Raw genomic sequence first — 26,712 nt, forward strand, 5'->3', positions numbered from 1 at the left:
CCATCCAGCGGGTGCGCATCGGTGCCACCAAGGACGGCACGATCACGGCCATCGCCCACGAGAGCACCTCAGGCAACCTGCCCGACGGCGATCCCGAGACGGCGGTGAGCCAGACGAAGCTCCTCTACGCGGGCGCCAACCGGCTCGCGGCGATGAAGCTTGCTCTTCTCGACCTGCCGGAGGGCAACGCCATGCGCGCGCCTGGCGAGGCTCCGGGCCTGATGGTCCTGGAGGCGGCCATGGACGAGATGGCTGAGAAGCTCGGCCTCGACCCCGTCGAGTTCCGCGTCCGCAACGACACCCAGGTCGACCCCCACGCCCCGGATCGCCGCTTCTCGCATCGCGACCTCGTCGGGTGCCTCAAGCTCGGAGCGGAGAAGTTCGGCTGGGCTAAGCGCAGCGCCAAGCCCGGCACGGTCCGGGACGGGCAGTGGCTCGTCGGCGTCGGGGTTGCTTCCGCCTTCCGCAACAACATGGTGATGAAGTCCGGTGCGCGCGTTCGCCTGGACGAACAGGGGACGGTCACGGTCGAGACCGACATGACCGACATCGGAACGGGCACCTACACCATCATCGCCCAAACGGCCGCCGAGATGATGGGCGTGCCGCTGGAGAAGGTCGTGGTGCGGCTGGGGGACTCCAGCTTCCCGGCCTCGGCGGGCTCGGGTGGCCAGTGGGGCGCGAACTCGTCGACGTCCGGTGTCTACGCGGCCTGCATGAAGCTGCGCGAGGCCGTGGCCCAACGCCTCGGTATCAACTCGGCCGATGCGGTCTTCGAGGACGGCCATGTCCGCTCCGGCAACCGCGCCGTGCCGCTCGGCGATGCGGCCCAGGGCGGCCTGACGGTCGAGGACACCATCGAGTTCGGCGACCTTTCCAAGACCTACCAGCAATCGACGTTCGGAGCGCATTTCGTCGAGGTGGGCGTCGACGTCCATACCGCGGAGATCCGTGTCCGGCGCATGCTCGCAGTCTGCGCCGCCGGTCGCATCCTCAACCCGAAATCGGCCCGCAGCCAGGTCATTGGCGGGATGACCATGGGCACCGGTGCCGCGCTGATGGAGGAACTCGTCGTCGATACGGAGCGCGGCTTCTTCGCCAACCACGATCTGGCCGGCTACGAGGTGCCGGTCCACGCCGACATCCCGCATCAGGAGGTCATCTTCCTCGACGAGGTCGATCCGATCTCGTCGCCGATGAAGGCCAAGGGCGTCGGCGAGCTCGGCATTTGCGGCGTCGGCGCGGCGGTGGCCAACGCTGTCTACAACGCCACCGGCATCCGGGTGCGCAACTATCCCATCACCCTCGACAAGCTTCTCGACCACATGCCGGAGGCGGCATGAGCGAGTCTCGGGGATCGGCAGTACGAGGTGGTGGGCGGTCGCCTCCACGGCGAGGGCCGGATCGTCGGTCGCACGACCAGGGCCGAGATCGCCGAGGGTAAGGCCCGGGCCCCGGCCACGATCGACGGAGCCTTCCTCAAGGCCGGCCTGATCACGAGATCAGCCTGCTGATGAGCCCGGCCATCGACGGCCTCGCCGGGGTGCCGAGCCCCTTCGACCACCAGGGAGAGCCCGGCCGAGAAGCCCGCCGCCGGCCGGTCGCCCCGGCACCTCCACACAGAGACCCGTGAGGGCGGCACGGTCTGGCTCCGGCCCCGGATCGAAGACGCCCCGGCGGCCTGAGCAACTCCACGAACCCGACGATGAGGACCAACCATGCCCAGGCTCACCACGACCGTCGACTATGCCGAACGCGACGCCGCCATCGCGATCAACACCTACACGACGGTGCTGCGACGCCCCCGGGTGCCGCACGAGCTTTTCGCCACCTATTGGCGGGACGTGCACGGGCCCCTGTGCGCGCGCATTCCCGGGCTCGGGTGGTACGTGCAACGGCATCTCGATCGTGCGCAGGATGCGCATCTATGGCCACAGGTCGAGGGGATCGGGCCGTTTGCGGACTACGAGTTGGACGGAGGCGTCGAGATCGGGTTCAGTTCCGTCTCGGACCAGGCGGCCTTCACCGAGGCATGCCCGATCCTGTTTGCGGACGAGCAGAACATGTTCGCCGCCACGGTCGCGTATGCGCTCCCGCACGGCTCGACGACCTTGGTGGACCGCGTGGCCGAGCCATCCCCGAACGGGGACGACGGCCTCGACAGGATCGAGATCCATTTCGGCGCCTCGCACGATGACGCGGCGGCGTTCGGCGAGTGCATCACCGAGTTGGCCCGCTCCCTCGCGGCCGAGGCCGCGGTCCTGAAGGTGCGGTTTCACCTTCCCGAGCCCTACGACAACGCGAAGCCCGCTCCGCCGGCGCCAAACGTGGATCACGCGGTGCCGAGCGAACGCCGGCTGATCGCGGTCCTGGAACTGGCGTTCGGCTCGCCCCTGGAGCGGCGCACCGTCTACGCGTCCGATGCCCTCGCGGCCGCAACCGCGGGGCTGAGCGAGCATGTCGCCCATGCCTCGGCGTTCGCGGTCAGCGGCGTCTACACCTATGTCCGCGACGGGACACTGACGCTGGCGGGCCTGCGCGGCAGCCGCCCCGCCCAACTCATCGAGCGGATCGGCGCGATCAACCAGGTCGGCGAGGATGTGCGGCATCTGCTTCACACCGGAGAATTGCCCCGTCGCTGAAGGATCGCCGGCGTCCGCGCTTGGGTGAAGCGTGCAGCTTGTCGTCCGGCCGAAGGGCCCGCACCACGACGATGATGTCGTCATCGGGGCCGCCTCGCGGGTTCGGATCGGTGGAGGCTTGGGTTCAGGCGACGCAAATGCCGGGCACAGCCACGGGGCGGAACAGGTGCGGGCTGACGGTGGCGGTGTCGGGATAGGCGCTGAGGCTCGCCCTGAACTCCGGATTGGTGAAGGCGGCCCGGAAGTGGGCGACGGACTCCCACACGGCGTGGTTCAGAAAGGCACCGCTGCCCGCGATGCCGCGATGGAGCTGGGTCGAGACGAAGCCCGGCTGGCGCTTCATCACGGCGGCGTCCGCGGCCCAGGCAGTCAAGAGCCGATCCGCGTCCTCGGGCGGTGCGGTGAAGACGTTGAACAAGACGACGGGACCGCCCTCGTCCCCGAGCTGGTCAGCGAGGGTGACGGTGGGATCCATCTCGACGAAGGTCATCATGGCTGGGCTCCTTCTGCGGTAGGTTCGGCGGGTGCGCCGGTCTCGGCCTCGGCAAGACGGATCTGAAGTATCCGCAGCAAGGCGCCGGCGGCCTCGATGGCGTCGGAGGACAGGCCGGAGACGAGGTCATCCGCCCAGCGCTCCTGTCGTTCGCTCGCCCGGCGGTAGGCGTCCTCGCCCCGCTCGGTCATCACGACGAGCATGGCGCGGCGGTGATGCGGATTGGGCTCGAACCGGACCAAGCCCTCTTCTCGCATGTCGTCGGCGACGCGCTGTACGGCCTGGCGGGTCAGACCCATGTTGCGGGCGATGTGCGCCACCGGGAGCGGCACCGGTGAGAGGGCGATGGCCCCGAGCACCTGCCAGCGGGCGCTGGTCAGCCCAAGGTCGCCCACCAGGACGTCGCCGGCGGCGAGCAGGTCGCCGTTCAGTCGGAAGATCTCGAAGATGAGGCCGTTGAGGGCAAGCCTCGTTGCGGTGAGATCCGGCAGCCGCGACGGGGATGTCTTGCTCATGGGCACAACGTAAACGATGACATCCCATAGTCAAGTCGACAATATGATGTCGTTTATTGGTTGTCGGTCATCCTTGGGGGGAGGGGACGGCATCGTGCGGCGCGGACGCCATCCCCGCTGGATGCCGCCGGGCGAGGATGGGCGCTCGGTCTGAAAGCGGAAGTTTGCTGCGCCATTCCGTTGGCCTGGGTCGGTCCCATCGCCGACATCCAAAGTCATCCCTGGCCCACCGCGACGGGAGCGCGGACGGGTCCCCGGGAAACGCGGGACCGGATTACTCCACCAGCACCCGCGCCGCCGCTCCGAGCGCGCACACGCCGAAGGCCAGATCCGCATCGCTGGTATCCTCCGCCCAGTGATGGCTGATGCCGCCGATCGACGGGACGAACAGCATGGCGGCCGGCAGGATGCGGGCGATGTTCTGGGCGTCGTGGCCGGCACCCGAGGGCATCACCTGCCAACGGCCGGGGCACACCTGCTCGGCAGCCTCCGAGAGGGCCCGCATCAGGGTCGGATCGCAGGGGGCGGGGACCGCCTTCGACAGGGCCGTGAGAGTGGCGGTGCAGCGCTCCCGCCGGTTCGACTCGCGCACCAGCCCTTCGAGGCAAGCCTCCATCCGCTCCAGCACCGGGATCGACACGTCTCGGAACTGGAAGGCCACCTCGGCGCGGCCCGGGATGATGCTGTAGCCGCCGGGATCCAGGATGATCCGTCCCGCTGTCCAAGTGCTGCGCGGGCCGCAGACCTTCGGAAATTCTCGATCGATGGCCGCGAGCAGGCGCACCGCCGCAAGCCCCGCATCTCGGCGCTCGGCCATGGTGGTGCCGCCGGCATGGTCCTGATTGCCTTCGAACACGATCTGGAACTGCCAGATCGCCACGATGCCGCTGACCACGCCGAGATGCAGGCCGGCGGATTCGAGTTGCGTACCCTGCTCGATATGCAGTTCCAGAAAGCCCCGGTAGCGGGCAGGATCGAGCCGCATGCGGGGTAGATGGGCGAGACCGCTGGATTCGAGGGCCACGCGCAAGGGCGTGCCGTCGGTGCGGTTGCGGGCGGCGTCGATCTCGGCCTCGGTCAGGTCGCCGATCGCCGACCGGCTTCCCAGGAAACCGCCTGAAAAGTGACCCTCCTCGTCCGCGAAGGCGACGACGTCGACGGGAAGCCCGGCCCGGGCCAGCGCCAATCCGGCGACGACGCCGAGCGCCCCGTCGAGCCAGCCGGCCTCGTTCTGGGTCTCGATATGGCTGCCCACCAGGAGGTGGGGCCCTGGGCCGCGATGACGCCCGAGCACGTTGCCGATGCCGTCGATCGACGCCTCGAGACCGCAGGCCTCGAGCCGGTCCATCAGCCAGCGCCGCGCCTGCATATCTTCCCGCGAGAAGGTCGGCCGGTGGACGCCGGTGCGGAACCGCCCGATCTCGCGCAAGGCGTACAGGTCGGCCAGGAAGGTGTCGGTCTCGATCTCGGTCATGCTGGGTCCAGGCGGTTGATCGTGTTCGGTGGTCACCTCGCCACCCTCTCTCAGAGATCGAGGGTCACGCTGCCCTGAGCGCGCGAGACGCACGGCGTCATCCGGTCCCGGCGTTTCCCGACCGAGAGCACGGCATCGCGATGGATCACCGTGCCGTCGCGGTAGCCACACTCGCAGGCGCCGCAGACTCCGAGTTCGCACGAGGCGGGCTGAGAGACGCCGTGCTCCCGCAGGACGTCGAGGAGCGAACGATCTGCAGGCACGTGAAGCAGGGCGCCCGTGGATGCGATGCGCGCCTCGAACGGCTCGGGCTTGAAGGTTTCGTCCGAGAGGGGGGCGAAGTGCTCGACATGGACCTGCTCCGGCGGCCAGCCCTGCGCATCCAGGGCAGACTGGACGGCGTCGGTGAGACGCCGCGGGCCGCAGGCATAGACGTGCGTGTCCACCGTGAAGTCGCAGAGACGCGTGGGATCGAGGCGTCGACCGTCATCGGCGAACCAAACCTGAAGTCGGTCACCGCAGAGCGCGCGGACATCCGCGAGAAGAGGCGCATCGGCGGCGGAGCGCGCACAGACATGCAGCGCGAACTCCGCCCTGTCCGCCGCAAGCGTACGCGCCATGGCGAGGAGCGGCGTCACGCCGATGCCGCCCGCCACGAGAATGTGGCGCCTTGCAGCGGGTGCGAGGGGGAAGTTGTTGCGGGGCGCGGAGACGTCGGCGACCGAGCCAACGCCGAGGTTGCCGTGCGCCCAGGCCGAACCCCCGCGTCCCGCTTCCTCGCGCTTGATCGCGATCTCGTATCGACCGCGATCGGCAGGGTCGCCGCAGAGCGAGTACTGGCGCACCCGCCCATCCGGCAGCCGAAGATCGACATGGGCGCCGGCTGTCCAGGCCGGCAGTTCCGGCCGTCGCGGATGGACCAGGGTGAGATGCAGCACGTCGGGCGTCGTCGCTACAGCCGCCGCGACCTGCAGCTTCATGACCAGGCGTGCGCTCACGGGCTAGTCCACCATCTCGATCGTATCGCCGACCCGGATGATGCCGCCGCGCTCGATCCCGCAATTGAGGCCCGAGCGGTTGTAGAGAGGCAGGTAGACCGGTTGGCCCAGGAGCTCCTCGAGGTACTTGCAGGGGAAGTTCAGCCGTCCGCCGCGCAGGATCACCTCGCCCACGCGAAAGCGACGTCCCACGAGATGGTTGAGCGGCACGCCGCGGACCGTGAGGTTGCGGCGATGGTCGATGGGCGCGATGTGCAGGGGGCCGCTCTGGAGCGGCGGGTCGTTGCGGTTGATCGCATCGAGGGCCTCCTGCTCGATCAGGGTCACCTCACGGGTGTCGGGCTTGGGCGAATAGGTGCCGGAACCGAGATAGTAGCGGTCGCCCTCGATGCCGCGTCCGGCGACGCACCGAGCCTCGGCGCGCTCTTCCATCTCGTAGCTCGCCGCCGAAGCGGTATGGATGTTGAGCAGGCTGCCCCGCCATCCCACGGCTCCGCCAGGCACGCCGACAGCGATCGAACCGGCCGGGTGCGCGAACGCCTCGACCATGCGGGGGGCTGATGCGTCCGTCATCGCGTGGTCTCCGGCCGTGTCGCGAGGGCGATGGCTTCGATCTCGACCATGGCGTCGCGGGGCAGCCGGGCGACCTCGATCGTCGAGCGCGCCGGGGCATCGCCGGGGAAGTGCTCCGCATAGACCGCGTTCATGGCGGCGAAGTCGTTCATGTCCTTCAGGAACACCGTCGTCTTGGCCACCGTCGCCAGGCTCGCGCCGCCTGCCTCCAGAACCGCCGCGAGATTGGCCAGCGAGGCCCTGGTCTGTGCCGCGATGCCGTCGGGAAACCCGCCCGTCTCCGGGTCGATCGGGAGTTGCCCGGAGGCGAAGACGAGATCGCCGACGCGTGTGGCCTGGGCATAGGGACCGGCGGCCGGTGCGGCCTTGTCCGTCTTGATGATGGTTCGGTTCATTCGTGTTCCTCGGGGTGAACGAGACTGCCAGGATTCGTCTACGATACTAGAAAAATATCCACCGTGAAGGAGTGGCGGCGCCGAAGTTCTCAGTCGTGCGCCGAGCTCGGGTGGTCCAACGGCTCAGTCGATCGGCCGTCGCGCGGTTTCGGGCGACAGGAACGCGGCGACCAGCGTCACGCAGGCCAGCACGATCAGATAGACCGAGATCGGCCAGGTCGCGCCGCTGCTCCAGGTCAGCAGGGCGGCGGCGATGAGCGGGGTGAAACCACCACTGAGGGCGGCCCCGACCTGGAAGCCAAGGGAAGCGCCACTGTAGCGCAGGCGCGCATCGAACAGCTCCGACATCCAGGCCGCTCCCGTCCCGAACATGATGCCCTGGCCGAAGCTCAGGGCCACCGCGACGGTCAGCGTGATGATGGTCGGATCGCGGGTATCGAGAAGCTGGAACAGCGGGAAGGCGAAGACGATGGAAAACAGGCAGGCGACGACGAACAGGGTGCGGCGGCCGTAGCGGTCCGACAGCCATCCGAAGACCGGGATGGTGAAGAGCTCGATGATCGCCGCGACCAGGATGCCGTTGAGGATGACGCTGCGCGGCAGGCCGAGTTTCCCCGTCACGTAGGAGATCGAGAACACCGTGACGATGCTGACATAGGCGATCTCCGACACCTTCAGGCCGACCGCCTTCAGGAAGGTGCGGGGATGCTCGGTGAGGATCTCGACGACAGGAATCTTGGCCACGGCGGCGCGCTCTTTCACACGCTGGAACGAGGGTGTCTCGTGCAGGCGAAGCCGGATGAAGAGTCCGACCCCGACGAGGAGGGCGCTCGCCAGGAACGGCAGGCGCCAGCCCCAGGACAGGAACTCGGCCTCGGGCATCAGCCCAGCCAGGGCGAAGGCTCCGATGGAGAGGATGACGCCTAAGGGATAGCCGAGCTGGACGATGCTCCCGAAGAAGCCCCGCCGATGGGCCGGTACGCTCTCGACCACCATCAGGACCGCGCCACCCCACTCACCGCCGATGCCGATGCCCTGGACCAGCCGCAGGGTGACGAGCAGGATCGGCGCCCAGACGCCGATCTGCGCATAGGTCGGCAGGCAGCCGATCAGGAAGGTGCCGAGGCCCATGATCATGATCGTGAGGGACAGCATGGCCTTGCGGCCGATCTTGTCGCCGAAATGGCCGAAGACGATGCCGCCCAGGGGGCGTGCCAGGAAGCCGACCGCGTAGGAGCCGAAGGCAGCGATCGTCCCGACGACGGGATCGATGCTTGGAAAGAAGAGCTTGTTGAACACCAGGGCACTGGCCGTGCCGTAGATCAGGAAGTCGTACCATTCGACCGTCGTGCCGATCACGCTCGACCAGACGATCTGCCGTCGGTCCGCAAGGGACACCTCGTTCCGGTTGAGGCCGATGTCGGCCTCCATCGCGATCGCCGCACTGGCCATGATGATCTACCCTCCACGAACTTGGAGAAATTTCCACTGATGTGGAGGCAATCGTCGTGCCACATGCGGCAACGATCGTCCGACGAGGCTGGGGAGCACACCTTCGCGCGCGGCTGCATCGGGGTGCGCCGGGAGGGCCGGGACGTCGCGCGATGGGGCGCGTGCAAACGTCGTGACGATCCACTATTCAGGGGCAAAGCTGACCCGCACGGCCATACTGCCGATCTACCGGGAGGATGGGAGTGGATGACGGCATGTCGGTGAGGGAGATGGTGGCCCCGGCGCAGACCGCGGCGGAAACAAGTCCCCAGATCTATGTGTCCGAGGAGATCCGTCGCCGCCGCAGGGAGCTCCACCTGTCCCTGGAGGCGCTTGCGACGCGATCCGGCGTGAGCCGCTCGATGATCTCGAAGATCGAGAGGGCCGAGGCGGTGCCATCGACCGCTGTGCTCTCCCGCCTGGCGGAGGCCCTCGGCGTGACCTTCTCGCGCTTGATGGCCCCGGCGACCGAACTCGAGGTTCTGCTGATCCCGGCGCGCCGACAACCCGTCCTTCGGGACGAAGAGTCGGGCTTCCTGCGTCGCTGCCTGTCGCCGGTCCTGCCGGGCCGAGGCATCGATCTGGTGCTGAACACCCTGCCGCCCGGTGGCAGCACGGGCGAGTTCACGGCGCATCGCCCCGGCGTCTCGGAATACATCTACATCCTGCGCGGCCGCCTGCGCGCCGTGATCGGCGACCGGACCGTCGTCGCAGAGACGGGAGACAGCCTGTACTTCGAAGCCGATGCCGGGCACGCGTTCACGAATCTCGGCACGGACCCGTGCGAGTATATCCTCGTGATCGATCCGTCCCGCGCTCGGTAGCGATCTTCCGTCGGAAGCTCGGGGTTTCGCATGCGTTGCAGAGAATGGGCTTGAGAACGAACCGGAGCGCATCCTGCGATGGAAGACCGTTTTGACATCGCCGTCGTGGGCCTTGGCGCCATGGGCAGCGCAGCCCTCTATCAACTGGGGCTGAGGGGGGCGAAAGCGGTCGGCCTCGATCGCTTCGCCCCGCCGCATGCCCTGGGGTCGAGCCACGGCGAGAGCCGCATCACCCGGCAGGCCGTCGGCGAGGGCCGCGACTACGTCCCCTTCGTCCTGTCTTCGCACCGGATCTGGCGCGCTCTGGAGGCGGAGACCGGGGAGACGCTGTTGACCGCCTGCGGCGCCCTGGTGATGGGGCCGGGCAGCGGTGTCACCTCCCACCACGGCAAGCCGGATTTCGTCGGGCGTTCGATCGATGCCGCGCGGGCCTTCGCGATCCCGCACGAGGTTCTCGACGGGCGCGAGGTCGCGCACCGCTTCCCGCAATTTCTGAACCTTCGCGGCGACGAGAAGGCCTATTACGAGCCGGGCGGCGGCTATGTGCGCCCCGAGCGCTGCATCGCCGCGCAGCTGCGCCGGGCGGGCGAGCTCGGCGCCGCGATCCGCACCGGGACGACGGTGCTGTCGATCCTCCAGGAGCCGGGCGGAGTCCGGATCGAGACCGAAAACGGCGTCGTCCTGGCCGATCAGGTGGTGGTCTCGGCAGGAGCCTGGACCGCGCCCCTCCTGGGCGCGCCTTTCACGGATCTGCTCACGGTCAACCGCCAGCTCCTGCACTGGTACGCCCTCGACGACGCTTCGGCCTACGGCCCCGAGGCCCCGGTCTTCATCTGGATGCATGGATCCGGCGAAACGGACTACCTCTACGGCTTCCCGCCCCTGCCGGGCGAGACCCGGATCAAGGTCGCCACCGAACAGTACGAGAGTTCCACGCGTGCCGAGACCGTGGACCGCGCCGTCAGTCCCGAAGAATCCGCCGCCATGCATCGGCACCACGTGGCGGGCCGGCTCGCCGGCGCGACGGCGCAGGTGACCAAGGCCGCCGCCTGCCTCTACACCGTAACCCCCGACCGCGGATTCATCATCGACCGCCACCCGCGGATGGACCGGGTCCTCGTCGTCTCCGCCTGCTCAGGGCACGGCTTCAAGCACTCCGCCGGGATCGGCGAGGCCGTGGCCGACGAGATGGTTCAGGCCAGCGGGCGGATCGATCTCGAACCGTATTCGCTCGCACGGTTCGGCTGATCCCCACAGGATGGCCTGCCGATTGCTTGACCCGGGCGAACCGGACAAGGCAGTCTCTCTGAAGAGCGATCGTCGCGCCCGGGTCTCGTATCCGGTCGACCCGGATGTCCCAAGCACAGGTGTCGTTTCATGCGCAAGCCGACAATGGCGTTCCTCGGCTCCGGTCTGCTTGCAGCGGCAACATTGCTTTCAGCCTCCTTGGCAACGGCTGCGGATGGGATCGAGGCGATCAAGCAGCGCGGGACGCTCATCGTCGGCGTGAAGGCGGATTACCGTCCCTTCGGCTTCCGCGATCCGAGCGGCGCGATCATCGGGCTGGAACCGGATCTCGCCGCCGACGTCGCCAAGCGCCTCGGTGTGAAGCTCGAACTCGTGCCGGTGGTCTCCTCCAACCGGATCGAGTTCCTGCAGCAGGGCAAGGTCGACCTCCTCATCGCCACGCTTTCGGACAAGCCGGAGCGCCGCCGCGTGGTGCAGGCCATCGACCCGCAATACTATTCCGACTTCGTCAACGTCATGCTGCCCAAGAAGGCCGGCATCACCGACTGGGCGCAGCTGAAGGGCAAGCCCCTCTGCGCCACCTCCGGCGCCTGGTACAACAAGGACGTGGCCCGTACCTACGGCGCGGAGATCGTCGCTTTCGACGGCTCCGAAAAGCCGCTCTTCGCAATGAAGCAGGGCAACTGCCTCGGCTACGTCTACGATCAGAGCATGCTGCAGGGGAAGCTCCTCGACGCCGACTGGAAGGCGGATTACGCCCTGCCGCTGAAGGGCATCCTCGACGCCCCCTGGATGATGGCGGTGGCGCCCGGTAACGGCTCGCTGCAGACCATGCTGGAGGCCACGACCAAGGACTGGATGAAATCCGGTTTCATCATCGAAGGCGAGAAGAAGTGGGGCATCGAGCCGACGGAATACTCGAAGGCGATGCACGAGAAGTACAAGAACGCGACCAACTGAGTGTCTCTCACGAAACTCCCGCCGCGCGGTAGGGTTCAGGGCGAGAACCGGCCGCGGTCGGGAGTTTCGTGAGGCACTCCGAGCCGCGCCGGGCCGATCGACCCGCCGTCTTGAGGAGCACGATGGACGCCGTTCCGAACTGGTTCCGGACCCTTTACGACAGCACGGGCTTCAACTTCACCGTCTTCTACGACCCCTACGACTGGGACCGCTACGTCAACGGTCTGAAGACGACCCTGCTGCTCGCGGTGACGACGATCCTGGCGAGCCTCGTCATCGGCGCCGTGGGGGCCCTGCTTCAGGGCGGCCCGTCGCGGCTCCTGCGCGGATTCGTCAACGGCTTCGTCGTGGTGTTCCGCAACACGCCGCCGCTGGTGCAGATCTTCTTCTTCTACTTCGGGCTCGGGACCCTGCTGCCGGCCGCCGAGACCGCCGACAGCCTGCGCGTGCCGATCCTCGACAACGTGCAATGGGCCATCGTCTCGCTGGCGCTGTTCGCCGGCGCTTTCAACGTCGAGATCTTCCGCTCCGGCATCGAGGCGGTGCCGCGCACCACCATCGAGGCGGCCGAGGCCCTCGGCTATACCCGCCTGAAGGCCTATCTCTACATCGTCCTGCCGCTGGCGCTCCGCGTCTGCCTGCCGGCCCTCAACAACAACCTCATCAACCTCCTGAAGACCACCACCCTGGCCTACGCCATCGCGGTGCCCGAGACGCTCTATGCGGTGAAGCAGATCTGGTCGGAATCGCAGAACGTGCTCGAGATGATGATCGTCCTGCTGGCGACCTACGCCGTCCTCGTCGGCGTCCTCGTCTGGATCATGCATCGCTGGGAGCGGGCCTTGCGGATCCCGGGCTACAGCCGGTGAGGGCGCCACCGCCGAGTGCCAGCGACCTGCCGGTCCTGCTGCCGTTCCGGGTCTCGCGCACGCGGACCCGGTTCGCCCTCAGCCCGGCCCAAGGGTGGCTCCTCGGGGCGTGGCTCGCCGGCCTCGTCCTCGTGGTGCCGGCCTTCGCACAAGGGCCGGACGCGGTCTTGTCGCCGCTCCAGGTCGTCCTGCGCTGGGCGCCGCTGCTGCTGACGGGCTTTGCCTTCAACGTCGCGATCTCGCTCGTGGCGATGCTCCTCGGCACGGGGGCGGGTCTCGGGCTGGGGCTCGCCCTGGTGAGCGAGGGGCCGGTCCTGCGCCGCATCGCCTGGGGCGTGACGCAGTTCTTCCGCAACGTGCCCTGGCTGGTGCTGCTGTTCTTCGTGATGTTTCTCGTGCCGTTCCAGGTCACGGTGTTCGGCCTGCGCGTACCGCTGCCCGACTGGGTCAAGGCGACGGTGGGGTTCGCCCTGCCGGTGATGGCCAATGTCGCAGAAATCGTGCGTGGCGCCGTGCGCTCGGTGCCGGCCACCCAGTGGGAGGCGGCCGAATCCCTGGCCTTCACCCGGCGCCAGACGCTGTTCCGCATCATCCTGCCCCAATGCCTCAAGCGGATGCTGCCGCCCTGGATGAACGTCTACGCCCTCATCGCCATGGCCACCGTGCAGGCCTCCATCGTCGGTGTCACCGAGATGCTGACATTGACGGCGCAGGTTCACGCCGCCGAAGGCGGGCGGCCCGAACTGTTCGCGCCCCTCTACGGCTTCGCCCTGCTGTGCTTCTTCCTCTACTGCTATCCGATCGACCGGCTGACGGCGCGCCTGGAGCGGCGCTTCGAGACCGCGTGAGGCCAGTATTCCCTATGGTGCGTCCCCGATGCTGAAGGTCCCGACCGCCGATGCGCCGATCATCGAGCTGCGCGACGTGCACAAGTCCTTCGGCGAGGCCGAGGTTCTCAAGGGCATCAGCTTCGACGTGCGCCGGGGTGAAGTCGTCTGCATCATCGGGCCGTCCGGTTCGGGCAAGTCGACACTGATCCGCTGCATCAACGCCCTCGTTCCGGTGACCTCCGGTACCATCCGGGTCGGCGGGATCGAAGTGGTCGATCCGAAGCTCGACAAGCTCGCTTTGCGCCGCAAGGTCGGCATGGTGTTCCAGCAGTACAACCTGTTCCCGCACAAGACGGCGCTGCAGAACGTCATGATGGCGCCCATCCACGTGCTCGGCCAGGACAAGCGGGAGGTCGAGGCCCGAGCACGGGCGCTCCTTGCCAAGGTGCGGCTCGCGGGCAAGGAGGCGGCCTATCCCGGCGAGATGTCGGGCGGGCAGCAGCAGCGCGTGGCCATCGCCCGCTCCCTCGCGATGCGGCCGGAGGTGATGCTGTTCGACGAGGTCACAGCTGCCCTCGATCCCGAGACGGTCAAGGAGGTGCTGGTCACCATCCGTGAACTGGCCGAAGAGGGCATGACCTGCCTCCTCGTCACCCATGAGATGAACTTCGCGCGCGAGGTCGCCGACCACGTCTACTTCACCGATCGCGGTGTCATCGTCGAGCACGGACCGCCCGAGACTTTGTTCTCGTGCGCCGTCGATCCGCGCACGCGACGATTTCTGTCCCAGGTGCTTTAGAAGCCCATTCGAGAGTAGTCAGACAAACTGTGGGCATCGCCCCCTTGCTCTTCGGTAAGGGACCTGTCGCTTGGCGACCCAAAATCACTCCTGCGCAACACGGAGCTTGGGAGCCGCTGCGAACAGGGCCTGCGTATAGGCGTGGCGCGGGTTGGCGAAGAGTGCGGCGGTCGCCCCTTCCTCGACGATCCGTCCGCCGAGCATGACCACGAGGCGGTCGCAAAGGCGTGCGGCCACGCGCAGATCGTGTGTGATGAACAGGATCGAGAGGTTGAGACGCTCGCGGATATCCTCCAGCAATTCCAGCACCTGGCGCTGCACCGAGACGTCCAGGGCCGACACGGCCTCGTCCGCGATGAGCACATCGGGTTCCATGGCCAACGCCCGCGCAATGGCGATGCGCTGGCGCTGGCCGCCGGAGAATTCGTGCGGATAGCGGTCGAGCGCGCCGGCATCGAGATGGACGAGATCGAGGAGGCGCGTCGCGCGCGCCCAAGCCGCCTCTTTCGACAGACCGTAGTTCATCGGTCCCTCGATGATCGACTGCCCCACCGTCCGGCGTGGATTGAGCGAGCGGTAGGGATCTTGGAACACCATCTGGACGCGACGCCGATAGGGGCGAAGTTCCCGCGTCGGCAACAGGGCGATGTCGTCGCCACCGATGCGGATATGGCCGGCGGACGGATCGACGAAGCGGGCGACGCAGCGCGCCAGGGTCGATTTGCCCGAACCCGATTCCCCCACGATGCCGAGGGTTTCCCCCGGTTGCAGCGCGAGGCTGACGCTGTCCAGGGCCGTCACCGCGCGGCCGCCACCGAAGAGACCGCGTCCGCCATAGGTCTTGGTGAGGTCACGCACGGCGAGGATCGGCGCCGAAGGCTGCCGGCGTGGCCGGGGAGGCGGCGGCTCGGCCCGGGGAACCGCCGCGATGAGCATGCGGGTATAGGGGTCGCGCGGCCGGGTCAGCACATCCTCGGCGCTGCCCTCCTCCACGAGACGCCCCTTCTGCATGACCACCACCCGGTCGGCGATCTGGGAGACGACGCCGAAATCGTGGGTGATGAACAGGATGCCGGCATTGCGGCGGGCCTGGAGTTCCTTCAGCAGCTTAAGGATCTGCGCCTGGGTGGTGACGTCGAGCGCCGTGGTCGGCTCGTCGGCGATGATCAGGGCCGGGTCGTTGGCGAGCGCCATGGCGATCATCACCCTCTGGCGCTGGCCACCGGAGAGTTGGTGCGGGTAGGCCTTCGCGAGGCTCGGCGGATCGGGCAGGTGGACATCGCCGAGAAGGTCGAGGACGCGGCGACGCCGCGCCTCGCGGCCGCCCCGGCCGGAATGCGCTTCCAGCATCTCGGCGATCTGGTCGCCGACCTTCAGCACGGGGTTCAGGGCCGTCATCGGCTCCTGGAACACCATCGCCATGCGGCTGCCGCGCAGGGCGCGCAGGCGCGCGGGGCCGACCTTCAGCACATCCTCGCCCTGCAACAGGATCTGCCCGGCAGACGGCGACAGGTTCGGCGGCAGGAGCCCCATCACCGCGCTCGCCGTGATGGATTTGCCCGAGCCGGATTCGCCGACGACGCAGACGATCTCGTTCGGCCCCACGCTGAGCGACAGGCCCTCGATGGCGTTGGCCCGGTCGGCGCCCCGCGGCAGCGGAACGGTGAGGCCGGTGATGGACAGGACAGGTTCCGAACGCACCGAGGCTCCGATCATCGCAAGGCTCCGAAGCGGCGCGCGGTGCGCGGGTCGAGGGCGTCGCGCAGGCCGTCGCCGATGATGTTGACGGCGAGCACCGTGGCGGCGACGCAGAGGCCCGGGAACAGGATCACCCAGGGCGCGATCTGGAAGGATTGGCGCCCCTCGGCCATGATGTTGCCCCAGCTCGGGATCTCGGTGGGAATGCCGGCGCCGAGGAAACTGAGGATCGCCTCGGTCAGAATCGCCGAGGCGCAGACATAGGTGCCCTGGACGATCAGGGGCGCGATGGTGTTGGGCAGGACGTGGCGGATCAGCAGCATCGGCAGGCGGGTGCCGGCACCGATGGCGGCCTCGACATAGGGCTCCGAGCGCACCGACAGGACGACGCTGCGCACGAGGCGCGCCACCCGCGGGATCTCGGGAATGGCGATGGCGACGATCACCGTGCCGATGCCGGCTCCCGACAGGGTCACCATGGCGATGGCGAGAAGGATCGACGGGATCGCCATGATGCCGTCCATGATCCGCATCACCACCGCGTCGAGGCGGCGCAGGTAGCCCGCCACGAGCCCAATGAACAGACCGATGAGTACGGCGGCGGCGGCCACCGAGAAGCCGATGGTGAGCGACACCCGGGCGCCGTAGACGACACGGGTCCAGACGTCGCGCCCGAATGCGTCGGTGCCGAGCCAGGCCACGCTCGACGGCGGTTTCAGGCGCAGGCGGGGCCGCAGCAGGATCGGGTCGCCGGTCCAGAGCAAAGGTGCCGCCAGCGCCGCGAGCCCGACGACCAGCAGGACGACGAGCCCGAAAAGCACGCCCGGATGGCGCAGGGCCGGTGGCAGCGTCGCGAGCCGTGAGGCCAGGGAGGAAGGGATGGGGGAGGGCATCGTCCGATCCTCGCCGCTCAATAGCGTATCCTCGGATCGAACAGCAGGTAGGACAGGTCGATGGCGAGATTGACCACCACGTAGAGGGCGGAGAACAGCAGGATCACGCCCTGGATGACCGGATAGTCGCGGGCGAGCACCGAATCGACGGTGAGGCGGCCAAGGCCGGGCAGGTTGAAGACGCTCTCGGTGACGACGACGCCGCTGATGAGGAGCGCGATGCCCAACCCGATCACCGAGATCACCGGCACCGCCGCGTTGCGCAGGGCATGGCGCCACAGCACCTGCGTCTCGCCGATACCCTTGGCGCGGGCGGTGCGGATGTAGTCCTCGCCCAGAACCTCCAGCACGCTGGAGCGCGTGGTCCTGGCGATGAGGGCGATGTAGATCACCGAGAGCGTGAGCGTCGGCAGGATCAGCCGCGACAGGAACGGCCAGACGCCTTCGGTGATGCTGACATAGCCTTGCACCGGCAGAAGCCGCAGCTGCATGGCGAAGCCGAAGATGAGGAGATAGCCGAGGACGAAGACCGGCACCGAGAAGCCGAGCACCGAGACCGCCATCACCGCCCGGTCGACCCAGGTGCCGTGCCACCACGCCGCCAGCACCCCGAGGGGGACCGCCACGAGGACGGCGAAGACGATGGTGGTGGTGGCCAGCGCCAGCGTCGGCTCGATCCGCTCCAGAATGAGCTTTGCGACGGGCTGGTTCGAGATGATCGACGCGCCGAGATCGCCATGAAGCAGACGGCCGATCCAGGACAGGAACTGGGTCAGGATCGGCTGGTCCAGACCGAGCCGCGCCCGGATCGCAGCGATCTGGTCGGGGCTCGCGGCATCCCCCGCGAGGATGGCGGCGGGATCACCCGGCGCCAGCCGCAGCAGCAGGAACACGATGACCGCCACCACGCCCATGACGGGAAGCGTGGCGGCGAGGCGTCCGGCGAGAAAGCGACCCATTCAGATCTCCGGGTTCTCGGATCGAGGTGCGGTTCCCCCCTTCCGCGGGGGAGGGGAGGCCGTGCGAACGTCACTTCTTCTCGATGTTCCAGAACACCGGCGCGGGGGCTTCGAGGATGCCCTTGAGCTTGGGGCCGGCCGCCAGCGGGCTGATGAACTGGCCGGTCGGGTAGTACATCCCGACCGCGTAGGCCCGCTCCTGCACCATCTTGGCGATGGCGACCTGCTTGGCCGGATCGATCTCCAGGGCATAGGCGTCGCGCATCTTCTCGATCTCGGCATCCTCCGCCCAGCCGAAGAAGCCGCCGTTGCGGCCGCGCGCGTTGACGCCGACATTGCTCACCGGGTTCAGCATGTCGGCGTTGACCCAGGTCGTGTGGAAGATGTTCCAGCCGCCCTGGTCCACCGGATCCTGCTTGGCACGGCGTCCCACCAGGGTCTGCCAATCCATCGATTGCAGATCGACGTTCATGCCGATCTTGCGCAGCGCCTGGGCGGTCACCGGCCCCAGCGGCGCGGCGATGGCGAGGTCCGTCGGCTGCATCACGACGATGGGCTTCCCGTCATAGCCGCCCTCCTTCAGCAGTTGCTTGGCGCGGGCGAGATCGGTCTTGGGCGCACCGGCATCGGTGGCGTTGGGCGTGTTGCAGACGAACATCGCGAGACACGGCACCATGTAGTCCGGGTCGCCGATCTGGGCGTCGAGGTAATCCTGCTGGTTGACGGCCAGCAGCACGGCCTGGCGAATCTTCTCGTTGTCGAAGGGCGGGTTGACCCAGTTCATCCGGAGCATTCCAGAGACGCCGAGCGTATTGTAGTTGATGATCTGCACACCCGCCCCTGCCTTCAGGATAGGCAGGAAGTCATGTGGCGGCTGCTCGATGTAATCGATCTCGCCGTTGATGAGGGCGTTCACGGCAGTCTGATAGTCGGGGATGTTGAGCCACTCGACCCGGTCGACCTTCACCACCTTCGCGCCGGAGGTCCAGCTCGGCGCCTCGCTGCGCGGCACGTAATCGGGGTTCTTTTCGTAGACCACCTTCAAACCAGGCTGGAATTCGGCCTTGACGAAGCGAAACGGGCCGGAGCCGATCTCCTCCGGCACGTTCTTGTCCGCCGGTGTTTCGGCGATGCGCTTGGGCATGATGAACGGCACGTTCGAGGACGGCTTGCCCAGGGAGGTGAGAACGAGGCCGTAGGGCTGTTTCAGCTTGAGGGTGAAGGTCTTGTCGTCGACCGCGTCGAGGGAGGCGGTGTAGGCCATGAGCTTCTGGCCCATGCTGTCGCGTTTGCCCCAGCGTTGCAGCGAGGCGATGCAATCGGCCGACGTCACCGAGGTGCCGTCGTGGAACTTCAGCCCGTCGCGCAAGGTGAAGGTGTAGGTCAGCGAGTCGTCGCTGACGCTGTAATCCTTCACCATCTGCGGCTGGACCTTGAAGGTCGCATCGGTGGCGAACAACGTGTCGTAGATCATGTAACCGTGATTACGGGCGATGTAGGCGGTGGTGATGATCGGGTCGGTGATCCGCAGGCCCGAATGCATCACGGCGCGGATGGTGACGGGCTTGGCCTGCGCCATCGCCTCGCTCGTGATCGCTCCGGCCGCCATCGCAGCGAGGGCCAGTGCCGCCCGGAAACCCGTCCTGAACGCCTTGTCCATGGAATTCCTCCCCAACGCCGCGATGCGGCTCTCGTGACGAAGTGTATGCAGGATGCAGGCCGTTACCGTCCGTCGAGCCTCGCCATCAGGCCGGCCAGCAGCCTGGCGCGATGCGGCAGCGAGGCGGTGAGCACATGCTCGTCCAGGGTATGGTAGCCGGCGCCGCAGGGGCCGAGACCGTCGAGGGTCGGGATGCCGAGATTGCCGGTGAAATTGCCGTCGGAGCCGCCGCCGAAGCTCTCGTGCGGGAGGGCCGAGCCGAGGTCGCCAGCGATCATCCGGGCGGTATCGTAGAGCGCCATGGTGCCGGTATCGGGCTCCCAGACCGGGCGGGTGACACCGCGCGTCACCGTGAAGGCGACCCCGTCCGCCTCTCCGGACAGGGCGAGCATCCGCTCGACGCCGCGGTCGAGATCGCCCTGGCGCTTGGCCATGCTCAGCACCTCGGCCCGGCAGGTGGTGGCGACGCAGTTCACCCATTGCCCGCCCTGGACGATGCCGACGCTGAAGGTGCAATCGGCATCCGACATCGCCTCGATGGCGATGATCTGCTGCGCCATCGCCCGGATGGCCGAGCGGCCGTCCCCGAGGCGTGCTCCCGCATGGCTCGGGCGGCCGGTGGCGGTGAGATCGAAGCGCGCGATGGCGTAGCGCCCCGTGAGCACCCCGTCCCCCGGCTGGCCGGGCTCCGGCACCAGGACGTAGCGCTGCCGGGACGCTTCCGCCTCGATGAGATCACGGGTCGAGGGGCTTCCCACCTCCTCGTCGCTCGTGAGGAGGAAAGTGATCGGGAGCGGTGTCTCGACGGCGGCTTTGCGCAAAGCCTTCACGGCTTCGAGGGCGATGAAGTTCCCCCCCTTCATGTCGAGGATGCCGGGGCCGTAGCAGCGATCCCCTTCCACCCGCCAGGGGAGGGCGGACAGGGTGCCGACGGGATGGACCGTATCGAGATGGCCGAGCACGAGGATGCCCGGCTCGTCCCGGCTTGGATGCGGGAACCGGGCGCGGACGCAATCGCCGAAGCCCATGCGTCCGGGGATCGACTCCACCGCGGCGCCGGCCATGGCGAGGTCGCGGGCGGCAACGCCCATCATCCGGTTCACCGCCGCCCTGTCGTGGGTCGGGCTCTCGCACTCGATCCAGGGGCGAAGGCCGGCGAGAAGGTCGCCGAGATCGAAGGGAAGGTCGTTCAGAGCGAAATTCTCGAAAGCCATCGATCAATCCTGTGCGAACGGGTCGGCGATGCGGGGCCAGTAGGCCGGGTCGCGCTTGGTGTAGGGGATCGCTCCGTAATCCGGTGGAACCGCGCCGGGGGCGGCGACGTAGCGAATCTCGCTGGCGATGGGCGCGAAGGCCGCGTGGAAGTGCTGCATCGATTTCACCACGACGATGCGCTTGTCGTCGAGGGTGAGGCCGAGGCCGGTATAGGCATCCGGAGCGAAGGGCTGCTGGCGCTGAGAGGCCAGAACGATGTGGATGCCGTCCGCCTCGATCCAGGCGCAGGGACCGAGCTGTGCGCGCCCGCCGCTGAGGCCGCCCTGGCTATGGGCCTCGGAGAGCCCGCGCACGGTGATGCGCAGGTCGAGGGGATCGCCGGAGGTGACACCGCACTTGCCGGCGATGCGCAGATCGAACGTGGCGCCGATCCCGGCCTCGTGGCAGATGCCCACCGCGCCCGGATCCCAGTACAGGCCGGTGACGGCGTCGCGGATGCCCCGCTCGACCATCCGGGCGAGGAGGGCGGTATTGTCGGAGGGAGCGCCCGCCCCGGCATTGTCCGCGATGTCGGCGAGCACCATCGGGCGCGGATCGGTGGAGGCCAGCGCCGCGTCGAGCGCGGCATCGACCGTATCGACCCGTGTCGCGGCCTCCCCGCGCATCGCCCAGACCTCGGCGGCGAGACTTCGGGCAAGGGACGCGGCCTTGGCCGTATCGTCGTCGGCCACCACGAGCATCCGGGCGCCGACCTCGGCGACGTCCCCCCATGGAAAACCGTGTCCGAACGAGACGGACAGGATGCCGTCCCTGCCCTCCAGCGCCTCCATCCGCCGCACGAACCCGGCGACCGGCTCCGCCGTGGTGCGCCACATATTGACCATGCGGCAATCCTGGATCGCCATGACCGGACGGATCGCCCCCGTGGCCGTGCCGATCACGAGCGGATAGAGGTCGCGCGCCCGCGCCACGATGTCGGTATGCGGGTATTCCTTGTAGATCACGACGACGTCGGCCGCCCGGCGGATCGTCTCGGTCAGATGGCAATGCAGGTCGAGCTCGACCCCGACCGCCACTTTCGGCCCGACCAGGGCGCGGACCCGCGCCAGGGTATCGCCCTCGCAATCGTCGTAGCCTTGCGCGACCATGGCGCCGTGCATGAACAGCAGCACCGCATCCACCGGCAGGGCCGCTTCGAGATCGGACAGCAGCGTCTCGCGCAAGTCTTCGTAGACCGCGCGCAGGGTGATGCCGCCGGGCTGGGCGAAGGTGGACAGGCTTTCGACCACCCTGTGCCCGTCGTTCTCGGCCATCTCGCGCCAGGCCTTGAGGCCGATATTGCTCAGGCTCGGCGGGCCGAGGCTCCCGTCGCGGCGGGCGTAATCGGCGAGGAAAGCGGCCCTGCCCGTGGGAATGGGAGCGAAGGTGTTCGTCTCGGTGGCGAGGCCGGCGATGAAGATCTTCACGTGTGCGGCACCTCCTGGCTGGGTCGAATGGGCTGGCTGGGTCGAAGGGTGATGACGGTCTCGGTGGCCGCGTCCACGGCCTCGCGCGAATAGAGCAGGGGCACGGTCTCGCCCGCCGCCCAGGGCACGGCATGGTCGGCGTAATGGGGGCTGTCGGCATGGCCCGACTGGCCCGGTGCGTTCACGAACAGGCTGGCGTCCCAATCACCCACATCGACGACCATGCGGAACGACGCGCCCGTGGTGAGGGCACCGTCATGGGGGCGGTAATCCGCATGCATCACGGAAGCCGCCGAGCCGCCGACAGGCAGCGGACCGACATTCCTGCCGGCCGCGCCGCCGATGCCGGAGAAAGGATGCCGGAAGAAGCCATGATGGAACCGGCCCCATTCCCATCCGGCGGGATCGGTGCCGAACCGCGCCTCGCAATCGCGCCAGGCCGAGGCGAGGGCGCGGGTGACGAGGGCCGTGCGCGCCGCTTCATCGAGGTTCGGGTGGCCATGATCGAGGGCGTCGAGCAGGGTCTCCGTGTCGCCGGGCCGGAACAGGTCGGCATCGGCCGGCTCGGGCGCCAGGGCGGTGACGAGGGCCGGGCGCAGGTGCCGGACCCACAGGGTCTCGATGAGGCAGGCGGCGGCGCTCCCCGCATGCAGGTGTCCGTCGAAGCCGAGGAGCAGGTGGGCGGCGGCGCGGGACGCAGCATGGTCGGCCGGGGGCAGGGCGGCGACGAACCGGCCAAGGCGGAGGGCGGGTTCCGAGAAGACGTCGGCCTGCAGGCGGGTCGAGGCGTCGAGCGTATGCCCGGCATCGTCCTCGAGGACGGAGCGGATGCGCCGGGCCCGCCAGGGCTCGAGCCACTCGAAGCCTAGCTTGCGCGTCTCGGCCGGATAATCGGCCGGCAGGTTCATCTCGTTCGCGCTGAAGACGAAGCCGCATTCCGGGTCCACGTGGTGCGGCAGCACGAAGGGATCGTGGAAACCGGCCCATTCGTAGCGACCGTCGCCGGGCACCGGGAGCAACCCGTCCCAGTTCGAGCGCACCGGCGCCTTGCCGGCCATGAACCATGCGATGGTGCCGCCGGTATCGGCATAGACCTGATTGGTGGAGGGTGCCGACCAATCGCGCAGCGCCTCTCGGAACTCCGTCACCGTGCTGGCGCCGAGATAGGCGAGACTGCCGAGATAGGCGGCTGTCCCGGGCTCCGACCAGACCGTCCGCACGGCGAAGGCCTGGCGCCCGGCCGCATCCTCGCAGATCACCGGCCCGTGACGGGTGAAGGCGAGGGTGACCTCCTCGTCGGGGCCGTCGCGCACGGGGATGCGTTCGACGATCCGCGCCATCGCCTCCCAGCCCGTGCCATAGCGATAGAGGCCGGGATCGTCCGGATGCGTCTCGTAGACGAACAAATCTTCCTGATCGATCGGCGCGATGGTGAGGCTGAAGGCGGCTGTGCCGTTATGGCCGATGGAGATGCCCGGCAGCGCCGGTTCTCCGGCTCCGATCACGTCGAGCCCCGGCGCGGTGAGGTGAACGACGTAGCGCAATGAGGGAAGCTGGTAGGCGCGATGCGGGTCGCTCGCCAGGATCGGGCGGCCGGTGGCGGTGCGCGCACCCGAGACCGCCCAGTTGTTCGAGCCTTCGCCGGCCTCCGCCGGCGCCACGACCGGTTGGCGACCCGCGCGGTGGACGGTGCCGAAGGCATCGACCTCGCTCCATGCCCAGCCCTCGGTGCGATGGGCGGCGAGGCGGTCCGGATCGAAGCTCACCGGCGCGGTGGCGAGACGGAAGACCGTGAGGAGGTCTTCGGGCAGACGCTCGGGCGCCAAACCTTCCGGGATCACGGGGGCGTGGGCTGGGCTCAGCGCCTTGCGTAAGGCGTCCGGCGCAAGGCCGCAGCGTGCGAGGACACGGGCGCGGGCGACCTCCGAGGCGACGTTGCGGACGAGGGCATGGCTGCGGATCCGCACCACGTCCTCCGCATCCCACACAGCGGGCCGCGTCCCCAGAGACGCGAATTCCGGCGGCAGCAGATCGTCCCGCTCACGGGTCAGGGCAATGAACGCGTTGAGCCCGCGGACGAAGGCGGAGACAATGGTTATGGTGCGGGGATGGCCATAAGCCGCCCATTCGGCCTCCATATCCCCACGATACAGAAACAGCCGCGCGGCCCGATCCTGGGCGAGGTAGCCCGGACCGAAATCTGCGGCGAGCAAACCCAATCCTCGCTTGCGCCACAAATCGAGCTGCCAGAGACGGTCGCGCCCCGCATTGAATCCCTGCACGAGGAATGCGTCGTCCTGCGATTCCGCCCGGATATGGGCGACGCCCCATTGGTCGAGGCGGATCTCGGCGGGCGCAGCCAACCCATCAATGACGAAAGCCGCGTTTTCCCGGCCTATGGCCGCCGCCATCAATGCGGATTCCATCGGAACGGCTTCAGGCAGTCTTCTCGGTCTCCGGCACGTATCATGTATGCAATTCCATCCTGTCTTCGGCGTTCTGGCAAGCCGTACGCCAACCCGGGAGTGATGGGATGAGCGGGATTTCTCCGATGCCGAGCCTGCCGCAGGGCGGGATCGTCGGCCTCGACGCGACGCGGATGATGGCGGCGATCCACGACCGGCACATCTCCTGCCGGGAGGTGATGGAGGCTCATCTCGATCGCATCGCGCTGGTGAACGGGCGAGTGAACGCCATCGTGTCCCTGCGTGACCGGGACGACCTTCTCGCCGAAGCCGACGCGGCCGATGCCGACCTTCGACGCGGGCTGTGGCGCGGGCCGATGCATGGATTGCCCCACGCGGTGAAGGACCTGGCGCCGACGCGCGGGCTTCGCACCACGTTCGGCTCGCCGATCTTCGCGGAACATGTTCCAACGGAGGATGCTCTGTTCGTCGAGCGCCTGCGCGCGGCGGGGGCAATCCTCATCGGCAAGACGAACGTCTCCGAGTTCGGCCTCGGCTCGCATAGCTACAACCCCGTCTGGGGGACCACGCTCAACGCCTATGATCCCGCTTTGAGTGCCGGCGGAAGTTCGGGCGGCGCCGCCGTCGCGACGGCCCTGCGCATGGTGCCCATGGCCGATGGCAGCGACTTTGCCGGCTCCCTGCGCAACCCCGCCGGCTGGAACGGCATCTTCGGGTTCCGACCCTCCCAGGGCAGGGTCCCATCGCTGCCGGGCCCGGAGGGCTATCTCCAGCAGCTCGCCACGGACGGTCCCATGGCGCGAACCGTCGCCGATCTGGCCCTCCTCCTATCGGTCATGAGCGGCCCCGATGCCCGTGCACCCCTTTCCCTGGCGGAGCCGGGCCTCACTGCCGAGTTGCCGCCGGGCGGAGCGGATCCCGCCCGCATCGGCTGGCTCGGCGATTTCGTCAGTGCTCTTCCCCTGGAAGACGGTATCCTGCCCCTATCCCAGGCGGGCCTCTCCGCCCTCGAAGCCTCGGGATGCCGCATCGAGGAGACCCGTCTCGGGATCAGCCGGGACGAGATCTGGGCATGCTGGCTGGTCTGGCGCCATGTCCTGGTCGGCAGCCGCTACCGGCCGCTCTATGACGATCCGATCAAACGCGAGCAGATGAAGCCGGAACTGATCTGGGAGATCGAGGGCAGCCTCGGCCTTTCGGCCGATGATCTCTATCGAGCTTCGGTGACGCGGACGCGCCTCTACCAGCGCTTCCTCGCCCTCTTCGCCGATTTCGATGCGCTGGCCCTGCCGAGCGCTCAGGTCTTTCCCTTTGCTCAGGCCGAGCCCTGGCCCGCGACCATCGCCGGCACGTCCATGGATACGTATCATCGCTGGATGGAAGTGGTGGTCCCGGCGACCTTGTCCGGATGCCCCACGATCTGCATCCCGTTAGGTCCTTGGGCACCGGACGGACGATCATCGGGGCTGCAGCTCATCGGAAGGCCGGGACAAGACAGGGCGCTGCTCCGCATAGCCGCTGCGTTCGAGGACGTGAGCCGGCCATCAGAGCGCCTTCCCCCATGAAGGGATACACTTACCCGGCAGACTCGACCTACGACCATCAACGCCCCGGTACGACGCCCCTGTTTGCCGTCCCCGACGTCATGGTCGGCATGGGGATCGGCGTTAAAAGCATGGCCCTATGAGAAGCGCGGTCAAGTCTGTGACGCATCAACGAGATTTGAGATTTTGGCGGGATCGCCATCGGCGCCGGTCGCAACCCCACTTCGCGGGGAAATCGGCTCGATGAGCCATGATCCGGGAAGACTTAGGGTAGGGTCATGCTTCGACGACGATCCACACCCTGAAAGATAGCGCGAACAGAATCAGGAGTGATATCCAGACTTAATGGGCCGGCCTCATCGAAGCCTGCCCGCGCGGCCGGGCGGCGGCGGGCGTCCGCCGAAGCGCAGGGAGACCGATCTAAGTGTCTCTCACAAAACTCCCGCTGCGCCGTCGTGCTTCGAGGAGAACCGACCGGGGCCGGGAGTTTTGTGAGGCACTCTAAGGTTGGGGCTGTGCGAGACATCGTATGCACGACCGGATATGGCGAGCCGTCCCAACGGCCGATGCACCATCGCGACAACTTCAGTCGCGAAGAAGTAGCACGCTTAACTTCTGCTTCGGGGCATCGAGTCGTGGAGCCCGAACGGTTGGGTTCGGTCGACGGTGGAGCGTCCGCTTCTGAGCGTGCGGCGAACTTCCGCTTCTGGCAAAAAGGGGACACTACCGAACGGCTTAGT

25 protein-coding genes are annotated in these 26,712 nt (G+C 67.9%); 11 read left to right on the forward strand and 14 right to left on the reverse strand.

Features of this window, described 5'->3' with window-relative positions:
* The 3 genes from FPV16_RS18135 to FPV16_RS18145 all read left to right on the forward strand — a co-directional run.
* On the forward strand, positions 1–1,343 hold a 1,343-nt coding region (locus FPV16_RS18135; protein WP_227439778.1), incomplete at its 5' end, for a xanthine dehydrogenase family protein molybdopterin-binding subunit.
* A 30-nt stretch (positions 1,344–1,373) separates the two neighbouring features.
* Positions 1,374–1,514: a hypothetical protein gene (locus tag FPV16_RS18140; protein ID WP_227439779.1), complete on the forward strand. Its 141-nt coding sequence runs from the start codon at positions 1,374–1,376 to the stop codon at positions 1,512–1,514.
* 204 nt (positions 1,515–1,718) lie between these two features.
* Positions 1,719–2,642 carry a hypothetical protein gene (locus FPV16_RS18145; protein WP_227439780.1) on the forward strand — a complete coding sequence of 308 codons (924 nt, stop codon included), beginning with the start codon at positions 1,719–1,721 and terminating at the stop codon, positions 2,640–2,642.
* Between the two features lie 124 nt (positions 2,643–2,766).
* On the opposite strand, the gene FPV16_RS18150 is transcribed toward FPV16_RS18145, so the two are convergent.
* From FPV16_RS18150 to FPV16_RS18180, 7 genes are all read right to left on the reverse strand, one after another.
* A complete protein-coding gene (locus tag FPV16_RS18150; RefSeq protein ID WP_227439781.1) occupies positions 2,767–3,135 on the reverse strand; it encodes an antibiotic biosynthesis monooxygenase family protein in 369 nt (122 codons plus the stop codon).
* Complete coding sequence (locus tag FPV16_RS18155) at positions 3,132–3,650, reverse strand: MarR family winged helix-turn-helix transcriptional regulator (protein WP_227439782.1); 519 nt, start codon at positions 3,648–3,650, stop codon at positions 3,132–3,134. The genes FPV16_RS18150 and FPV16_RS18155 overlap by 4 nt, the downstream gene beginning before the upstream one ends.
* A 274-nt stretch (positions 3,651–3,924) precedes the next feature.
* Positions 3,925–5,124 (reverse strand): Zn-dependent hydrolase, encoded by a 1,200-nt coding sequence (locus tag FPV16_RS18160; RefSeq protein WP_227439783.1) that lies wholly within the window; start codon positions 5,122–5,124, stop codon positions 3,925–3,927.
* Between the two features lie 50 nt (positions 5,125–5,174).
* Positions 5,175–6,122, reverse strand: a complete 948-nt coding sequence (locus FPV16_RS18165; RefSeq protein WP_227439784.1) for a PDR/VanB family oxidoreductase — start codon at positions 6,120–6,122, stop codon at positions 5,175–5,177.
* 3 nt (positions 6,123–6,125) lie between these two features.
* Positions 6,126–6,695, reverse strand: coding sequence for an MOSC domain-containing protein (locus FPV16_RS18170; protein ID WP_227439785.1), 570 nt, complete (start codon positions 6,693–6,695; stop codon positions 6,126–6,128).
* Positions 6,692–7,090, reverse strand: a complete 399-nt coding sequence (locus tag FPV16_RS18175; protein ID WP_227439786.1) for a Rid family detoxifying hydrolase — start codon at positions 7,088–7,090, stop codon at positions 6,692–6,694. The genes FPV16_RS18170 and FPV16_RS18175 overlap by 4 nt, the downstream gene beginning before the upstream one ends.
* A 123-nt stretch (positions 7,091–7,213) precedes the next feature.
* Positions 7,214–8,521, reverse strand: a complete 1,308-nt coding sequence (locus FPV16_RS18180; protein ID WP_227439832.1) for an MFS transporter — start codon at positions 8,519–8,521, stop codon at positions 7,214–7,216.
* Between the two features lie 263 nt (positions 8,522–8,784).
* Here FPV16_RS18180 and FPV16_RS18185 point away from each other — a divergent pair, with 263 nt between their 5' ends.
* From FPV16_RS18185 to FPV16_RS18210, 6 genes are all read left to right on the forward strand, one after another.
* Complete coding sequence (locus FPV16_RS18185; RefSeq protein ID WP_227439787.1) at positions 8,785–9,405, forward strand: helix-turn-helix domain-containing protein; 621 nt, start codon at positions 8,785–8,787, stop codon at positions 9,403–9,405.
* Between the two features lie 78 nt (positions 9,406–9,483).
* The gene (gene solA / locus FPV16_RS18190; protein WP_227439788.1) at positions 9,484–10,653 is read left to right on the forward strand and encodes an N-methyl-L-tryptophan oxidase; all 1,170 of its coding nucleotides are present in this window, start codon (positions 9,484–9,486) and stop codon (positions 10,651–10,653) included.
* Positions 10,654–10,782: 129 nt separating this feature from the next.
* Entirely contained in the window at positions 10,783–11,613 is an 831-nt protein-coding gene (locus FPV16_RS18195) for a transporter substrate-binding domain-containing protein (protein ID WP_227439789.1), read from the forward strand.
* A 122-nt stretch (positions 11,614–11,735) separates the two neighbouring features.
* The gene (locus tag FPV16_RS18200; protein WP_227439790.1) at positions 11,736–12,482 is read left to right on the forward strand and encodes an amino acid ABC transporter permease; all 747 of its coding nucleotides are present in this window, start codon (positions 11,736–11,738) and stop codon (positions 12,480–12,482) included.
* Entirely contained in the window at positions 12,479–13,330 is an 852-nt protein-coding gene (locus tag FPV16_RS18205; protein ID WP_227439791.1) for an amino acid ABC transporter permease, read from the forward strand. Before FPV16_RS18200 ends, FPV16_RS18205 begins: the two co-directional genes overlap by 4 nt.
* Positions 13,331–13,358: 28 nt before the next feature.
* Entirely contained in the window at positions 13,359–14,111 is a 753-nt protein-coding gene (locus tag FPV16_RS18210; protein ID WP_264483917.1) for an amino acid ABC transporter ATP-binding protein, read from the forward strand.
* 84 nt (positions 14,112–14,195) lie between these two features.
* On the opposite strand, the gene FPV16_RS18215 is transcribed toward FPV16_RS18210, so the two are convergent.
* The 7 genes from FPV16_RS18215 to FPV16_RS18245 all read right to left on the reverse strand — a co-directional run bounded on the left by FPV16_RS18215 (position 14,196) and on the right by FPV16_RS18245 (position 24,413).
* Positions 14,196–15,827: a dipeptide ABC transporter ATP-binding protein gene (locus FPV16_RS18215; RefSeq protein WP_227439792.1), complete on the reverse strand. Its 1,632-nt coding sequence runs from the start codon at positions 15,825–15,827 to the stop codon at positions 14,196–14,198.
* Complete coding sequence (locus FPV16_RS18220; RefSeq protein WP_227439793.1) at positions 15,824–16,702, reverse strand: ABC transporter permease; 879 nt, start codon at positions 16,700–16,702, stop codon at positions 15,824–15,826. Before FPV16_RS18220 ends, FPV16_RS18215 begins: the two co-directional genes overlap by 4 nt.
* 17 nt (positions 16,703–16,719) lie before the next feature.
* The gene (locus FPV16_RS18225; RefSeq protein WP_027174151.1) at positions 16,720–17,661 is read right to left on the reverse strand and encodes an ABC transporter permease; all 942 of its coding nucleotides are present in this window, start codon (positions 17,659–17,661) and stop codon (positions 16,720–16,722) included.
* A gap of 70 nt (positions 17,662–17,731) precedes the next feature.
* Positions 17,732–19,321: an ABC transporter substrate-binding protein gene (locus tag FPV16_RS18230; RefSeq protein WP_227439794.1), complete on the reverse strand. Its 1,590-nt coding sequence runs from the start codon at positions 19,319–19,321 to the stop codon at positions 17,732–17,734.
* Positions 19,322–19,383: 62 nt separating this feature from the next.
* A complete protein-coding gene (locus FPV16_RS18235) occupies positions 19,384–20,535 on the reverse strand; it encodes a M20/M25/M40 family metallo-hydrolase (protein ID WP_227439795.1) in 1,152 nt (383 codons plus the stop codon).
* A 3-nt stretch (positions 20,536–20,538) separates the two neighbouring features.
* Complete coding sequence (locus tag FPV16_RS18240; protein WP_227439796.1) at positions 20,539–22,002, reverse strand: M81 family metallopeptidase; 1,464 nt, start codon at positions 22,000–22,002, stop codon at positions 20,539–20,541.
* Positions 21,999–24,413 carry a penicillin acylase family protein gene (locus tag FPV16_RS18245; RefSeq protein WP_227439797.1) on the reverse strand — a complete coding sequence of 805 codons (2,415 nt, stop codon included), beginning with the start codon at positions 24,411–24,413 and terminating at the stop codon, positions 21,999–22,001. The genes FPV16_RS18240 and FPV16_RS18245 overlap by 4 nt, the downstream gene beginning before the upstream one ends.
* 122 nt (positions 24,414–24,535) lie before the next feature.
* Here FPV16_RS18245 and FPV16_RS18250 point away from each other — a divergent pair, with 122 nt between their 5' ends.
* The gene (locus FPV16_RS18250; protein WP_227439798.1) at positions 24,536–25,993 is read left to right on the forward strand and encodes an amidase; all 1,458 of its coding nucleotides are present in this window, start codon (positions 24,536–24,538) and stop codon (positions 25,991–25,993) included.
* Positions 25,990–26,115 carry a hypothetical protein gene (locus FPV16_RS26140; protein ID WP_264483918.1) on the forward strand — a complete coding sequence of 42 codons (126 nt, stop codon included), beginning with the start codon at positions 25,990–25,992 and terminating at the stop codon, positions 26,113–26,115. The genes FPV16_RS18250 and FPV16_RS26140 overlap by 4 nt, the downstream gene beginning before the upstream one ends.
* Positions 26,116–26,712 lie beyond the last annotated feature (597 nt).

It is taken from the genome of Methylobacterium sp. W2 (assembly GCF_020662345.1).
GTDB lineage: Bacteria > Pseudomonadota > Alphaproteobacteria > Rhizobiales > Beijerinckiaceae > Methylobacterium.